Genomic DNA, 15,386 nt, shown 5'->3' with positions numbered 1-15,386 from the left:
GACTTTATATATGAACTTCTTTTACAATACAGTTATATTTTCAGATATTTCAGTATAAAGAGGTGATTCTTTGAAAAATTCTACTCTTTCATCAAGAAAACACCGCTCCTTAGAAACGAAGAAGAAACTATTACACTCTGGTTACACTATTTTTATAAATAATGGATTTCAAAAAACGACAATTACACAAATTATTAAACATGCAGAAACTGGTTATGGAACAGCATATGTATACTTCAAAAACAAAGATGATCTCCTAATTAGTTTAATGGAAGATGTTATGAATCAATTTTATAATATTGCTGAGCGCTCTTTTTCTCCACAAACAAAAGAGGAAGCACGTATAATGATCCAAAATCAAGTTAGAGCATTCCTGCAATTAGCAGATGAAGAACGCGCTATTTTGCAAGTTGTAGAGGAAGCGATAGGATTATCAAGAGAAATACGGCAAAAATGGGATGAGATTCGGAAACGTTTTATAACAAGTATTAAACAGGATATTACTTACTCTCAAGAAAGTGGATTAGCACAACCTAATTTAAATAAAGAGATTGTAGCACGCGGTTGGTTCGCGATGAATGAATCGTTTCTTTGGACTATTACGCAAAATGATAAAAAGATTAACTTAGAGGAAATTGTGTATACGTTAACGGAGATGTATACGACCGGGTTATATAAATAGCACACCTTCAATAAGTAAGGTGTGTTATTTTACATCTATAAAAATATATTATCTGGGTATGGTAGCGCTAAAGTAGGCTTTTCAGAAAATGAGAAATATTGTAGTTTTAAAGATTCACCATCTATCGATTTCAGTTTTCCACTAGTAATTTCACATTCAAACACAACAACAATATATTCTACTTGATCGCCATTCGGATATATATGACGGAACCTTTCCCCTCCAAATACCCCTTTTTGTTTTTTTACTCGTACTTTCAATCCTGTTTCTTCCCATACTTCCCGAATTACTGCTTCTTCTGGAGTTTCCCCAGGTTCAATTGCTCCAGCCGGCAAACTCCAATATTCTCCGCCAGGATATTGAAATAAGATTTCTCCCTGCTCGTTTTTAATAACTGCAGCTACACTTGGCATGAATATTAGTTCATGGCCTAATTGCTCACGGATTTTTTTATAATATAGCGACATCGACATATAATTCTCTCCCACCCCAATAATAAACAACTGTATTTTCTGACACCTATTGTATAATAATACCAATAGCAATTTCTATATAGAAAGGATAAGAAAATGACCCAAGTACAACTAGTAAATAGCTTTCTATCATTTTTAGGTACGACAAAACAGCCTACTAGCTTAAAGTTTTTAAATGAGCTTATTAAAGCTCATCAAGAAAAAATAAAATGGGAAACCCTTACTAAAATAATTGACTGGGAAAAGGGTAATGAAACAGGTAATTATTTTCCTTCCATTGAGACATACATAAACCGTATTACAACAAAAGGTCTCGGGGGTACTTGTTGGACGCACTCAATTGGATTCCATTGGTTATTATCAAATCTTGGTTTTAATATTCATTATATGTATATGGATCCCGGACATTTATGCTTACGGGTTAACTTAGACCAACCTTATTATGTTGATGTTGGTTATTGTGCACCTTTATTCCAAGCTTACCCACTTTATGAATCATTTCAAGTAAGTAATGTAAGAGAAACTTTCACTTATGAAGTCTCAAATAATAGGATTAAAATTGCTAGAAATCCAGGTCCAGCAAAAATCTTACATACAGATCCAATACATTTATCAAGTATGAAAGAACTCGTTAAAAAGTCTAACGATTGGCATACATCTCCTGTATTAAAGAAAATTCAGATTTTCGGTTATATCGATGGTATTCCAACTTCTATTAATGATAATGTTTTAAAACGATATTTCCAAGGTAAGAAAAGAGAACAAATCATTACATCTTCTGAACTTAATTATTGGATAACAGAAAGATTTTGTGTTGATAAAGAAATATATGAAAGAGCTATTGAGATTTTCAATGAAAAATCTTCAAACAGTAAAAGCGTTACTCATGAGATTGAGTAACGCTTTTACCTTAATATATTTTAATATTAATCTTCTTTATGATAAGCAGCTTCTACACATTCTGCTAGACGTTCCATTTGTTCCATAGTTAAACCTCGTGAAATCCAACCTGTTAACTTATACATCATTTTATAATAAAAATTACTAGGTTCATATTCTGAAATTAATGTTAGTGCTGTACCTTCCTCATCTTCTTCTAACATATAAGTCATTGCTGAATATCCTTGCTTCATTTCACTACCAAGTGAAATAATATGCGGTGTATCGTATTCAAGAATTTCTACTTCTGCCTCGAATATTTTCTTACCGACTTTTTGAACAGTAATATATTTATCTCCTACACGTGGATTCTCTTTATCCATATTTGAAGGATAGCGATTTTCTATTATAAACGTATTCCATTCTTTTATTTTTTCATCTTCTATTATATAGTCACATACAATATCCATTGGTGCTTTTATTACTATTTCAATTGCAAAACTCATTATACTGCCCCTCTCAAATACCCTATCCATTTCTATTTAACTAAATCATTATGCCATATTTTATATAGTGAAATACAAGTGGAATTTTAACTTTTATTGCGAGAATGTTTTTCGTAATAAGAAAATCATGAATAAATAATTTAAATACTTATTCATGCAAAATGTTTTACTAACAATACAACAATTCAATATAATGCAACGAGTAGTCAAGCGATGTCCATACTTTTATTTTCTTTTTTTTAAAAATTTTGCACTCCTAAACTAACTAACATAATCCCTATAAGCGTTTGTAAAATTAGCATACTCTGTTCCGAAACAGCATTCCAACTATAAATGGAATACCCCATTACAATAATTGCAAGTACAATCGTTAAGATCCTATTCATATGAAAATCCTTCCTATAAAAAAAGAAGCCACTAAGTTTCCTTAGTGGTTTTATTAACAATTTATATTTAGTAAAATTACTTTTTATGAGTTTGATATAAGTCAATAGAATTTCCTGGCCAATATAACTATGTATGTTAGCACACTTTTTCTTTATTCAGTCTACTTACAATTCCAACTATAAATTTATATTCAATCCTCTTCTTCTTAATCTTTTTAAATCCTTCTTTCGTATCAAAAATTAAACACGTTTTCCGAAACCACATTCGTACATATAGTGACTCAAAATAAATAGGTTTTATAATTCCTCGTTCTTCAAATTCAGTTCCATCTTTATTTTCAGTTTCCGTTCGAACGAACCACCTATTCCCGATTCCAATTTCAATGTACTTCACACACTAACCCCCATTAGGAAATTTCCCTTCTAACAATTCTATTATTTCCCCGGTAAGCGCACATTCCGACAGAACATGAGCCCACAAAGAAAAAGTAGATTACAAAAATCTACTTTATAATTTATATTTTTGCATTCGTTTATAAAATGTACTACGGGGTACATCTAATAGTTTTGCAGATAATGAAACATTTCCGTTTGTCTTTTGTAATGCTTCAATCATGCTATCACGCTGTATTTTTTCGCGAAAATTCAATGTATGTTCGGTTTTATTTTCAACTTGTAACTCAAGTTGTTGTTGATTTCCCATCATTGTTTGTATCAAAAAAGCGACTTGTTTTTCGCATATTTCCCGTCCTTGCGACAAAATGTAAATGCGTTCTAATGCATTTACTAGTTCTCGAATATTTCCGGGCCATGTATGTTGTAAAAATTGATTACAAATACTCTTCGGAAATACAACATTCCAATTCTTCCGTTCGCAAAAGTGTTGTATAAAATATGGAATATCCTCTTTTCTTTCTATTAACGATGGAACATATAGTGGATAAACATGTAAACGATAATATAAATCTTGACGGAATTTCCCTTCTTCTACTAACCTTAGTAAATCTTTATGTGTGGCAGTAATAATACGAATATTTACTGGTACCTCTTTTGAACTTCCTATTGGAGTTATTGTGCGTTCTTGTAAAACACGCAATAAGGCTACTTGCATCTCTGGTGGTACTTCACCAATTTCATCTAAAAATAATGTTCCTCCCTTCGCTTGTTCAAATTTCCCTTTATATCCTTGACGTCGCGCACCTGTAAACGCACCTTCAGCATAACCGAACAATTCACTTTCCATTAATTCTTTAGGCAAAGAACCGCAGTTAACAGCTATAAAGGGCCCGTCTTTTCTTGGACTATTTTCATGAATCGCTCTCGCGACATATTCCTTTCCTACTCCTGTCTCACCACATACATACACACTAGCATCAGTCGGTGAAACAAGCTTAATTTCTTCTAGTGTGTGTTGAAATGCTTTGCTTGTCCCGGTAACTCCTGGAAAAGTAATTCCTTTTATAAATGTGAAAGCAGAATATGTATTCATTTGTTTGTTTTCCTTTAAATACATACATTTCCCGATCATTCTTTCATTACTATATACCGGTATTTCTAATTTAGTTTCCAATCCATGGTGCACTAAATCTTCAAGTTTCATTCTTGACCAATTAGTTACTCGTTCCCGAACGCTCTTACTCGCAGAAACGATAACATCACGATGATTACAAATAACTACTTGTTCATCACTATCAATGACATCTAAAAAACGATGGATTAAGTGTAATTCATTTTGATGAACTCTTATGCTACATTCACGTTCAATCGCATGTGCAATTGAAATATGAAACTCTTGCTCTTTTACAATCATGTCAAACTCCTTTCAAATGAATATAATGGTGCTATTACAATTTGTTTACCTTGTTTCTCAAAGTCCTGAACAGTTTCTTTACTAGCCTCTTCGTCAGTTATAATAATGTCAATTTTTTTTAGAGACTCTCCTCTTATAAAACAATCTATTCCAAGTTTATTATGCGGAACTAAACAAATATTTCTTCTAGCAATTTCACTTACTCTTTTACTAAAATAAGCAACTTCAGGTGTTGCGGTACTAATACCTTGTAATGAAATGCCTCCACCTGTAGAGAAATACAGATCAATAGAAAATCTACTTATCAATTCAGAGGCAAGTGTATCAGTAATATTCCCTGAAGGTTTTACTTTTCCGCCAATTAAATACGTATCAATATTCTTATATTCTCGTAGATAACCAGCTATTTCTATAGAATTCGTAATAACCGTAAATGATACTTCCGGTAAATATTTCAGCATCGCATTATGAACGGAAGCCCCACCAATAAAAATTGAATCACCTTCTTGTATATAAGATACCGCAACTCTTGCAATTGTGTCCTCATATATTGAGCTATCACTATAACGTTTAGTTGGTTCCGCAGCTAAGTTTCTCACTCGCGTAAGTTCAATTGCACCTCCGTGCGTTCTTTTTAATAAACCATCCTTTTCCATAATAGACAAATCTCTTCTTATAGAATCAATAGACATATCAAATCTTTCCGCAAGATCCTTTGCTATTACTCTTCCATCTGTATTAAGTAGTTCTAAAATTTTCTCTCGACGTTCTTCAGTAAACATGTTATCACCACCGTTATTGAAGGTTCAGAAACTTAAACTTTATTTTAATTATATGCATGCCTCTTCCGTTTTACAATATTTTCAATTCTTATTTATTCCGTTTTATACAGTCTTCTCCCTCTTTCTATCCTGTTAACTTGACAACCAAATAAATGTATATCTGTATATTACGCAAAAATACTTCCATTCACCTTCCTGTTGATGTGAAATTATTCCTATGTTTTACTTTTTAATACAGAAAGGGATTACTATGAAATCATTAATCAAAACGACATGTACAGCATTATTATTTACTGGAATATTAACAGGATGTAATAGCAATACTACATCAAAACAAGAAAAGAGCGCTCTCGAAAAGAATGCAATGCACTATGGAGAAATAGTTAAAAACGAATACTATAGAGCGACAGTTGAGAATGCAAAGTTTGAAAAAATAGACAAAGAGCGGCGCCTTACTACTCGTGTTATGATTAATAATGTTCGAGACGATGGACAAACTATTGATCTTTCGGAAATAAAATATTTCATACAAGATGAAAAAACTGGTGAGAAATATGAAGGTGAAGCTCATCCGATAGATGACGAGCACTATAAAAATGTTCCACACGAATTCTCTTTAACTACTGACGTTGTATTTGAACTGAAAACTTCACCAAAAGATTTAAATAATATGTATTTATACATAGATAGCAAAGCAGCGCCGTTAACAAATACATATTGGAAGCTTGATAATTTAGTATCTAAATAGAAAGACCAGTCTTACATGACTGGTCTTTTACATTCATACATTTAACTTTCATTAACACTTATATTAATTTTCTAATAACAACTTGAATAACATCAGCTAAACCAGTGTGCCCTTTCCCTTCAATTCGCTCTTGTTCGCCATTAAAGAAATGAATTACCTTATGTTCTTCACACCAAGTAAAGATATCAATTGGATCATACAGCATATCAACATCTTTTGGTCCACCAGTACTATAGTTTATTTGTTTTTTTGAGTAAACTTCAAACATAATTAAACCACCAGGCTTTATCGTTTGTATCATTTTACCTAATATCATTTTTTTATAATCATCATGAAAATGTCCAAATACCATAATTGCTGCATCATATTCATTTTCTGGCAAACTATCAGCTAATAAATCTACTTTTTTTGTATGCACGTTTACGTTGTGCTTCTCTGCCAATTTTTTTGTCTTCTCTAATCCATCTTCCGAATAATCAATAGCTGTTACTTCGTTCCCTTGTCTTGCTAGAAATACAGCATTTCTACCTTCTCCCTCCGCGAAAGCTATTACTTTATTGTGATTTGCTAAACGAAATGCTTGTTCTTTAATAAATGTATTAGGTTCTTCCCCGTAAAAATATTCATCTGATTTATATCGATCATTCCAAAATTTAGTCATCATCTTCTCTCCTTCTTCATATCATTTTCTAACTACAATTAAAGATATCAAAGAGCCTTTTTATCCTTAATTAATTTAAAAATAAAAGCAGATTAAAAATCCACTTTTATTTTTTTCGCAAGATCTACGATTTTTTGATTTCGTAACTCTTCTTCCATTTTCTCTTCTGCTGCGAGCATTGCCTCATTAATTAAACATCCCGGTTTGTCATGTAAACAACATTCAAACAATGATGTTTTACCTTCAATTGCATGTATAATATCTAAAAATGAAATATCTTCCCAATTCTTACTAAGCGAGTAACCGCCTTTTGGACCAGATGATGAGTGTATCATCCCTTCCTTCGTCAACTTAGTTAGTATTTTAGACAAGTACGTTGGTGAAACATTTTGCATTTCTGCCAATTGGTGAACACTAACTAACTTATTTGGTGTGGCCTTTGCCAGAAAAAGCATTGTATGAAGAGCATAATTTGTAGCTTTAGAATATTTCATAGTACAGCTCCTATTGTAGACTTCATATATCTACAATAACTTTATTTTTTTATTATGTCAAACGTTTGTAATGCTCCATACAACATTATTTCTTCACAAGTAATACATCTGCTGCGCAAATCGTCACTTCTCTAAACGGAGAGTCAAATAAAACGCCTAGTTCAAAACCATCTTCAGTAAGAGCTATTTCATGATATAACCACCAAGCATTTTCAAAGTTTTCCGGCATAGAACACTGTGTTACTCCTATAAAGGTTACTCCAAGTTTATCAAATTCACTAAAAGTACCACTGCAATCTAATACGATAGACAAAGTATCTTCTGATTCTCTCTTTATTACTTTAATTACACTATCGTGTAGTAATGTCTTGTGTAACTGAGCGACATTTGACGGAAGTTTTTTCTCAATGGAATTAAAATATTCTACGTATGATTGATCTAATTTTGCCATTCTTTTCTCATAATCTGTTGTCCACTCTTGCATAAGTTTTTTCAGTTCACCTGATGGGTATTCTGAATTAATTGTGATGTTTTGTATAATTGAGTATATCGATTCAGGAAGGAATTTTAATAAATCTATTTTCCTTTCCTCTATTTCTTCCTTTAAACTTTGTATATCCATTTCCGACCATTCTTTTATAGACTCTATAAAACTTATAAATTCTAAAACTTGCATTTTTTTATACCATTCTCTTGTAAAATATTTCAATGACACCTCTCCTAAAATATCTTTACATCCAGTAAAAGCAATACATCCATTTATTATATCATTCCAATAACCATTTTTTCTAAAGAAATAATGTAAAAATGTAAATATTCCGCCTATTATTTCTAAAACTTCAGAATATTTACAAAAATATAAAATTAGAATACATTTTAGCTGTACAAGATTCATCTGTACAAAAATTCAAACAAAAAGGGATGGTTATATGTTGAAGAAATTAGTAGCAGGGACATTAGTAGCGGGTTTTGCATTAACTGGAGGACTAGGTGCAGTAAGTGCTGAGGAAAAAAGTAACACAATTAAGTCATTTGATTATTTAAAAGTGGATGAACAAAATGTTAATTCATTTGCAAAATTAAGTGATCAGGATAAGAAAGATATCCAAATTACTATGGTATTACCAGAGCAAAATGAAAATGGAGATTGGCTAGCTTATGGTTTTACTAGCCGTGAAACATTGGATGCGTATATTGCAAAGGATAAAAAAGCAATTAAAAATAATATTAATCCTTTAGGTAGCGGTGCTGGTAGTACTGATTTTTACGAACATAAAGATAAAGGTGGTCAATATATTTACTGGAGCAGCGGCTTTAAAAACTTACCATCTAGCTGGAATGACAGAATTTCTTCTGTAAGTACAGCCTCACCTTCTGCAAGTTATTCAACGACACTTTGGGAGCACACTTCAACACAAGGATATGGAAAAGGTGTTATATTTAAACACGCTGATTGGTATGGTAAAACTGCTAATTTAGCTCCTGATTGGAACGATATTACTTCAGCGATTGAAATTAAAAAATAATAAGATATTCTATTAATAAAAAATCCAACCACTATTCTCTTATTTGTTTAGAGAATAGTGGTTTATTATATTTCCATTTAAGCATGTACAGCATGTCCTACCGCTTGCATTAACGCTTCATGAATTGCTTCTGATAAAGTAGGGTGTGCTGCAATATAATCTCTCATTATATCAGCGGTAACTTCTGTATGAATCATTACGGTTCCTTGACCAATAAGTTCAGTTGCATGAGGACCGATAATAGAAATCCCTACAATTTCTTGGTATTTAGGTTCTACAATGACTTTTACTTTACCTACTTGTTCTCCTAAAATAAGAGCTTTTCCGTTCGCTGTAAAAGGAAATTCTCCGATGAGAATATCACCATATTGTTCTCTTGCACCTTTTTCACTTAACCCGACACTAGCTATTTCTGGAGCTGTGTATATACAACGGGGCACAGCATGATAATTTACTTTCACGTCTTCTCCGCTTGCGTGTAATGCTGCTGTCGTTCCTTCATGGAAGGCAACGTGAGCAAGCTGAATTCCACCGATTACATCACCAGCTGCGTATATATGCGATACGTTCGTTTGCATATGTTCATTCACAGCAATCCCTTTATTTGAAAACAGAACCCCTGCCTTTTCTAATCCTAATTGTTGCACTCGTGGTTTTCTTCCTACAGAAACAAGAACAAATTCTGGAGTTACTTCGTGAGTAATTCCCTCGTACTCAAATGAAGCTTGCTTCTTATAGTTATTTAATCCTTTTAAAACTGCTCCCGTAAAAATTTTCACACCATCTTTTTCTAATTTCTCTCTTAAAATATTCGCGATATCTTCATCTTCACCAGGTAGTAATTGCGGTGCCATTTCAACTATCGATACTTTTGTGCCAAGTCTACTATAAATACTTGCAAACTCACATCCTATTACACCACCGCCAACGATTAACAATGAAGATGGTACACTCTCAAGAGACATGGCATGGCTACTATTTAAAATCCATTTTCCATCGAACGGAGCGAATGGTAATTCTGTAGGTTCGGAACCAGATGCGATAATAAAGCTCTCTCCATCAACTACTTCTTCTTTATTTCCTTGTACAACTCGCACACGATGATCCGTTTCGAATTTCGCTTTTCCTTTTACAACTTTAATTTTATTTTTCTTCATTAAATATTGTATTCCTTGGACGAGTTGCATTACGATTTGTGATTTTCTCGCCTGTATTTGATCCCAATCAATTGATATACTTCCTGTATTAAGCGTAACTCCATAATCATTCGCTTTTCTCACAATGTCATGTATTTCAGCACTTTCTAACAGTGATTTCGTCGGCATACACCCAACATTTAAACATGTTCCGCCAAGGTCAGCTTCATCAATAAGAGTGACATCTTTGCCATTTTGAGCCGCGGTAATTGCTGCTACATAGCCAGCTGGTCCGCCTCCAATTACAACTAGTTTACTCATTCTCTCACCTTCTCTTTATAAAAGAATTGTTATAGGTTCTTCTAAATAATGTTTAATTGTGCGTAAAAATGCAGCTGCTGGTGCACCGTCTAGTACACGATGATCGAATGTTAAACTTAAAGGTAACATACTACCTTTTTTTAATTTTTTCCCTTTATATACAGGAACATGTTCAATTGCGCCAATACCTAAAATGCCAGTCTCAGGTGTATTTAATACCGGTGTGAAATATTCAATACCAAAGCTACCTAAATTACTAATTGTAAATGTCGTTCCGTGCATATCATCACTACTTAAGCTACCTGCTCGCGCCTTTTGTGCCACATTCTTAATCTCTTTAGACAATTCTACTAAAGATAAATTATTTGCAAAGCGAATAGCTGGAACGATTAACCCTTTTTCTAATGCGACTGCCATGCCTAAATGCACATGTTCAAATTGATGAATTGCATCATCTATATAAGCGCTGTTCATTTCTTTATGCTCTCCAAGTGCTAATACAGCAGCACGCGAGACAAAATCCGTAATGGTTAATTTATTATCATCTCTTTTTTGTACAACTTTCGCTATTTCTTTATGTAAAGCAACTACATCTGTTACATCTACTTTCATCGTTAACGTTAATTGTGCGCTATTTTGTAAGCTTGCGTGCATACGATTTGCGATCGCTTTACGCATACCAGTAACAGGAATCACGTTACTTTCTTCTTGTTCAGATATTTCCGGAACGTTTACTCTTACCTCAAGTGCTTTTAATACATCTGCCTTTGTAATCCTTCCGCCAGGACCTGTACCAACTAATGCCTTGATATCCAGATTTTCAGACTTTGCAATTTTCTTGGCTACAGGTGAAATTTTAATTCTTTGCTTCGATACTTCTTTCCCATTTGCTTCTTGATTTTGTACATTTTGTACTTCTATATTAGATATTTTTTCTTCTACAACATGTGTGCTTTCCTGCATTTCTACCTTTTCATTCGGTTTACCGATGTAGCAAATTACAGTACCAGGCGGCACTCCTTCATCTTCACTTACAGCTATATCAAGTACCGTACCATCAGCTGGCGCTTCAATTTCCGTTTCAATTTTTTCTGAATTAATACTAGCAATTAGTTCTCCTTTTGCTACATTATCGCCTGCTTTAATATTCCAGCTCGTAATAATACCTTCTTTCATCGCCATACCTAACTTCGGCATTACAACTTCTACAGCCATGTCTCTCTCTCCCTTCTCATCGTTTTATTACACATGTAATAAAGATTGGTCTCCGATCATTTCTGATACAGTTTCAATTACTTTTTCTGGTGTTGGCAAATACAACTTTTCAAGTGGTGGTGAGAACGGAACAGGTGTATGTGGTGCTGTAATTCGTTTAATAGGTGCATCTAACAAATCAAAACCTTTATCCGCTACAATTGCCGCAATATCTGTTGCAATACTACATCTAGGATTCGCTTCGTCAATGACGATAAGACGATTTGTTTTTTCAACAGATGATAAAATAGTATCTTCATCAAGTGGTGATAAAGATCGTGGATCAATTACTTCTACTTCAAGCCCCTTTTTCGATAATTGCTTTGCAGCTGCAAGCGCTGTATGAACTTGCTTTCCGATTGCGACAATTGTTACATCAGAACCTTCCCGTTTAATATCTGCTTTTCCTAATGGAATTGTATAGTATCCTTCTGGCACTTCACCTTTCATATTGTAAAGTGTTTTATCCTCAAAGAAGATTACTGGATCATCATCTTCAATTGCCGCTAATAATAAGCCTTTTGCATCATACGGTGTGGAAGGAACAACAACTTTAATACCTGGTATGCTCGTAAATAATGCGTACAAACTTTGTGAATGTTGAGCTGCTGCACTAAAACCAGCGCCATGCATCGTACGTACTGTAACGGGTACTTTTGCTTTACCTCCAAACATATAACGGAATTTCGCACCTTGGTTTAATACTTGGTCAAGACAACTACCGATAAAATCATTAAACATTAACTCAGCTATCGGACGTAACCCAGTTACAGCAGCGGCCATCGCAGCTCCCATATAACCCGCTTCAGAAATTGGTGTATCCAATATACGATTTCGGCCAAACTCTTGTACAAGTCCTTTCGTAACACCAAGCACACCGCCCCAAGCTTCATCATCTTGCAGGTGATCAACTTGTGCACCGCCTGCAACGTCTTCACCTATTAAAATTACATTTTCATCACGACGCATTGAGATTTTCATTGCTTCATTAATTGCAGTTGACATACTTACTGTTCTAGTCATAATTTTTCACCCTCCTCTTATTTGTAAGAAACGTATACATCTTTTAATAATTCTTCATCGTCTGGGTATGGACTATTTTCACTAAATTCAATGGATCTTTGTACTGCATCATCTACTGCTTTTTCCATATCAACAAGTTCAGATTCCGTTAATAAACCTTCATGAATTAAATGCTTACGGAAATTCACAATTGCATCTCTTTCGTTTAAATGTTCTTCTTTTTCTTCTGATGTTTTATATGTTTGTGCTTCACCTTCGAAATGACCATAATTACGATATGTCATACATTCAATAATTGTTGGACCATCACCATTACGTGCACGTTCCACTGCTTCTGCAGCAGCTTTATATACAGCTAGAAGATCTTTTCCATCTACTTGAACACCTGGAATATTATAAGCTTTTGCACGATCAGCAATAGAATCACAACTTGAAGCATATTCAAATGTAGTTGCTTCACCGTAACCGTTATTTTCTGCGATAAAAATAACTGGTAACTTCCAAATCGCCGCTAAATTAACCCCTTCATGAAATGTCCCTTCATTATTTGCTCCGTCACCGAAGAAGCAAACACTTACATCTTTTGTTCCTTTATATTTAGCTGTTAATGCTGAACCGCAAGCAAGTGGGAAACCGCCGCCTACAATGCCATTCGCACCTAGCATTCCTTTATCTAAATCGGCAATATGCATGGAACCGCCTTTTCCTTTACATAATCCTGTCGCTTTCCCGAAAAGTTCAGCCATCATACCATTTAAATCACAACCTTTTGCGATACAATGTCCATGACCTCTATGTGTACTTGTAATACTGTCACTATCCGTTAAGTGGGCACATACACCAACTGCTACCGCTTCTTCACCTGCGTATAAATGAACGAAACCTGGCAAAACGCCTTGCGCGAACAATTCATGCACCTTATCTTCAAACTTACGAATTTCTAACATTTTTTCGTACATCCAACGAGCTTGTTCTTTCGTAATTTCATTCCCTTTACTTTCAGTTGTTTTTAACATGTCCAGCCCTCCTATTTTCTTGTTCGTCTTTTATATTGCAAGTATTGTGCCAATTTCAAATCCTTGTTTTAATAGGTTTTCTCTATCTTTAAACAATAAAAAAGTGGACAAAATGAGACGTTTGTCTCGTTTTGTCCACTTTTGTTCCCTTAATAAGAGAATTGTTACTTTATTCATTATCAAAGCTCTTCTGTAATTTTCGGATGTAAATAATTTGACCAATATGATATGCATTATGAGTTGTTACATTCGCTAGCACTTCCCACCACTTTGCAGAAACAGGAAATCCCACTACATCACTTTCAACCTTTTCTTCATTTATGAGATTTTGCCATTGTAACAGTTTTTCTAGTAGTTTTTCCCGTAATTCATCGAAAGTTTGATTATCTGAGAGCATAAAACTTTTGTTATTATCTCCTATAGCGGGTACTGCATTCACATTTGATTCTTTATACCTAGTTTGCCACGTAGAGTTCCAATACAGTAAATGTTGTACGATTTCAGCTATACTATTACTCTCTTCATTCGGTTTCCAGAAAGCTTCCCTCTCGGATAAATCCTTAACTGCATCTGAAAATGGCATATACCAACTGGGATCATTTGCATTCGCTAATAGCTGATCTGCTAATACAGCTTTTACATGGACCATTTTTCTTCCCTCATTTCATTATCATATTAATATACACTACTCTATATACGCTGATTCCCTATAATCCCCTTTTTTTACATACAAATTGATTTCATAATGAATGTAAGAATAATAGATTTTCTTATCATAACTCGTTATGATAAAAGAAAAAGAAAGCTGGCGAAAAATGAATAAAAAAATCGCAATAATTACTGGAGCCTCAAGTGGATTTGGACTATTAACTACACTCGAACTCGCAAAAAAAGATTATTTAGTTATCGCTACAATGCGAAACCTTGAAAAACAAGGAACCTTACTATCCCAAGTTACTCAACTTAACTTACAACAAAATATAAAAGTTCAACAATTAGATGTAACAGATCAAAATTCTATACATAATTTCCAATTATTTTTAAAAGAAATTAATAGAATAGATCTCCTTATAAATAATGCAGGATATGCAAATGGGGGCTTTGTAGAAGAAATCCAAGTAGACGAATATCGAAAGCAATTTGAAACGAACCTTTTTGGAGCTATATCAATTACCCAGCTTGTTTTACCAGATATGAGAAAACAAAGAAGTGGAAAAATCATTAATATAAGCAGCATTAGCGGCCAAGTTGGATTCCCTGGTTTATCTCCTTATGTATCTTCAAAATATGCATTAGAAGGCTGGAGTGAATCGCTTCGCTTAGAATTAAAAGCTTTCGGAATAGATGTCGCTTTAATTGAACCTGGTTCTTACAACACAAATATATGGGAGGTTGGTAAACAACTAGCTGAAAACCAATCTGATACAACATCTCCTTACAAAGAATATATGGATAAAATACAAAAACATATTAATAGCGGTAGTGATACATTTGGTAATCCGATAGATGTTGCTAATAAAATCGTTGAAATTGCTGAAACAAAGCGTACTACTTTACGATATCCTATTGGAAAAGGTGTAAAATTTATGATCTTTACGAAGAAGATTCTTCCTTGGAGATTGTGGGAATACCTTGTTTTGAGAAGCTTTAAGAAGATGTAATAAACTTTTTGAAAACTATTTTGAAAGA

At 33.8% G+C, this 15,386-nt stretch carries 18 protein-coding genes and 2 pseudogenes; 5 read left to right on the top strand and 15 right to left on the bottom strand.

The genetic code is table 11. The features are described 5' to 3' along the window. The first annotated feature begins 70 nt into the window (after positions 1-70). Positions 71-682: a TetR/AcrR family transcriptional regulator gene (locus tag ACTFSL_RS05290; RefSeq protein WP_098583847.1), complete on the top strand. Its 612-nt coding sequence runs from the start codon at positions 71-73 to the stop codon at positions 680-682. A gap of 35 nt (positions 683-717) precedes the next feature. Here ACTFSL_RS05290 and ACTFSL_RS05285 read toward each other — a convergent pair whose 3' ends face one another. Then, positions 718-1,155 (bottom strand): NUDIX hydrolase, encoded by a 438-nt coding sequence (locus ACTFSL_RS05285; RefSeq protein WP_119683510.1) that lies wholly within the window; start codon positions 1,153-1,155, stop codon positions 718-720. A gap of 96 nt (positions 1,156-1,251) precedes the next feature. On the opposite strand from ACTFSL_RS05285, the gene ACTFSL_RS05280 reads away from it, so the two are divergent. Beyond that, complete coding sequence (locus ACTFSL_RS05280; protein WP_119683511.1) at positions 1,252-2,055, top strand: arylamine N-acetyltransferase; 804 nt, start codon at positions 1,252-1,254, stop codon at positions 2,053-2,055. Positions 2,056-2,081: 26 nt separating this feature from the next. Here the strand turns inward: ACTFSL_RS05280 and ACTFSL_RS05275 are convergent, their stop codons facing one another. From ACTFSL_RS05275 to ACTFSL_RS05255, 5 genes and pseudogenes are all read right to left on the bottom strand, one after another. Further along, positions 2,082-2,540 (bottom strand): SRPBCC family protein, encoded by a 459-nt coding sequence (locus ACTFSL_RS05275; protein ID WP_119683512.1) that lies wholly within the window; start codon positions 2,538-2,540, stop codon positions 2,082-2,084. Between the two features lie 206 nt (positions 2,541-2,746). Further along, a pseudogene (locus ACTFSL_RS05270) lies at positions 2,747-2,926 on the bottom strand (DUF3953 domain-containing protein). A 136-nt stretch (positions 2,927-3,062) separates the two neighbouring features. After that, positions 3,063-3,320, bottom strand: a complete 258-nt coding sequence (locus tag ACTFSL_RS05265; RefSeq protein ID WP_000873847.1) for a DUF3977 family protein — start codon at positions 3,318-3,320, stop codon at positions 3,063-3,065. A 114-nt stretch (positions 3,321-3,434) separates the two neighbouring features. After that, positions 3,435-4,706 (bottom strand): annotated as a pseudogene (locus ACTFSL_RS05260) (sigma-54 interaction domain-containing protein); the annotation flags it as partial. 26 nt (positions 4,707-4,732) lie between these two features. Beyond that, the gene (locus ACTFSL_RS05255) at positions 4,733-5,518 is read right to left on the bottom strand and encodes a DeoR/GlpR family DNA-binding transcription regulator (RefSeq protein WP_119683515.1); all 786 of its coding nucleotides are present in this window, start codon (positions 5,516-5,518) and stop codon (positions 4,733-4,735) included. A gap of 250 nt (positions 5,519-5,768) precedes the next feature. Between ACTFSL_RS05255 and ACTFSL_RS05250 the strand changes: the two genes are divergently transcribed. After that, positions 5,769-6,266 carry a hypothetical protein gene (locus ACTFSL_RS05250; protein WP_053564253.1) on the top strand — a complete coding sequence of 166 codons (498 nt, stop codon included), beginning with the start codon at positions 5,769-5,771 and terminating at the stop codon, positions 6,264-6,266. 58 nt (positions 6,267-6,324) lie between these two features. On the opposite strand, the gene ACTFSL_RS05245 is transcribed toward ACTFSL_RS05250, so the two are convergent. The 3 genes from ACTFSL_RS05245 to ACTFSL_RS05235 form a co-directional block, all read right to left on the bottom strand. Continuing rightward, positions 6,325-6,930 carry a class I SAM-dependent methyltransferase gene (locus ACTFSL_RS05245; RefSeq protein ID WP_440041311.1) on the bottom strand — a complete coding sequence of 202 codons (606 nt, stop codon included), beginning with the start codon at positions 6,928-6,930 and terminating at the stop codon, positions 6,325-6,327. 89 nt (positions 6,931-7,019) lie between these two features. Further along, positions 7,020-7,421: an Rrf2 family transcriptional regulator gene (locus tag ACTFSL_RS05240; RefSeq protein ID WP_440041310.1), complete on the bottom strand. Its 402-nt coding sequence runs from the start codon at positions 7,419-7,421 to the stop codon at positions 7,020-7,022. An 85-nt stretch (positions 7,422-7,506) separates the two neighbouring features. Beyond that, a complete protein-coding gene (locus ACTFSL_RS05235; RefSeq protein WP_440041309.1) occupies positions 7,507-8,130 on the bottom strand; it encodes a DUF4085 domain-containing protein in 624 nt (207 codons plus the stop codon). A 220-nt stretch (positions 8,131-8,350) separates the two neighbouring features. Between ACTFSL_RS05235 and ACTFSL_RS05230 the strand changes: the two genes are divergently transcribed. Further along, positions 8,351-8,947, top strand: coding sequence for a hypothetical protein (locus ACTFSL_RS05230; protein WP_000914433.1), 597 nt, complete (start codon positions 8,351-8,353; stop codon positions 8,945-8,947). Between the two features lie 77 nt (positions 8,948-9,024). Here ACTFSL_RS05230 and lpdA read toward each other — a convergent pair whose 3' ends face one another. The 6 genes from lpdA to ACTFSL_RS05200 are packed head-to-tail and all read right to left on the bottom strand — an operon-like array spanning position 9,025 to position 14,346. Beyond that, positions 9,025-10,404, bottom strand: coding sequence for a dihydrolipoyl dehydrogenase (lpdA, locus tag ACTFSL_RS05225; RefSeq protein WP_440041307.1), 1,380 nt, complete (start codon positions 10,402-10,404; stop codon positions 9,025-9,027). A 15-nt stretch (positions 10,405-10,419) separates the two neighbouring features. Further along, positions 10,420-11,619: a dihydrolipoamide acetyltransferase family protein gene (locus ACTFSL_RS05220; protein WP_440041305.1), complete on the bottom strand. Its 1,200-nt coding sequence runs from the start codon at positions 11,617-11,619 to the stop codon at positions 10,420-10,422. Positions 11,620-11,646: 27 nt separating this feature from the next. Next, positions 11,647-12,681, bottom strand: coding sequence for an acetoin:2,6-dichlorophenolindophenol oxidoreductase subunit beta (gene acoB, locus ACTFSL_RS05215; protein ID WP_440041303.1), 1,035 nt, complete (start codon positions 12,679-12,681; stop codon positions 11,647-11,649). A gap of 17 nt (positions 12,682-12,698) precedes the next feature. After that, the gene (gene acoA / locus ACTFSL_RS05210) at positions 12,699-13,697 is read right to left on the bottom strand and encodes an acetoin:2,6-dichlorophenolindophenol oxidoreductase subunit alpha (protein WP_000921277.1); all 999 of its coding nucleotides are present in this window, start codon (positions 13,695-13,697) and stop codon (positions 12,699-12,701) included. A 30-nt stretch (positions 13,698-13,727) separates the two neighbouring features. Then, positions 13,728-13,874, bottom strand: coding sequence for a hypothetical protein (locus tag ACTFSL_RS05205; RefSeq protein WP_001045412.1), 147 nt, complete (start codon positions 13,872-13,874; stop codon positions 13,728-13,730). Beyond that, positions 13,867-14,346 carry a DinB family protein gene (locus ACTFSL_RS05200; protein WP_000233778.1) on the bottom strand — a complete coding sequence of 160 codons (480 nt, stop codon included), beginning with the start codon at positions 14,344-14,346 and terminating at the stop codon, positions 13,867-13,869. The genes ACTFSL_RS05205 and ACTFSL_RS05200 overlap by 8 nt, the downstream gene beginning before the upstream one ends. Positions 14,347-14,512: 166 nt before the next feature. Here ACTFSL_RS05200 and ACTFSL_RS05195 point away from each other — a divergent pair, with 166 nt between their 5' ends. Further along, complete coding sequence (locus ACTFSL_RS05195) at positions 14,513-15,358, top strand: oxidoreductase (protein ID WP_440041301.1); 846 nt, start codon at positions 14,513-14,515, stop codon at positions 15,356-15,358. Positions 15,359-15,386 lie beyond the last annotated feature (28 nt).

The organism is Bacillus cereus group sp. MYBK108-1 (assembly GCF_051917185.1).
GTDB classification, from domain to species: domain Bacteria; phylum Bacillota; class Bacilli; order Bacillales; family Bacillaceae_G; genus Bacillus_A; species Bacillus_A cereus.
The sequence above is the reverse complement of the archived record's forward strand: the minus strand, read 5'-3'. Positions and strand labels throughout refer to the sequence as shown.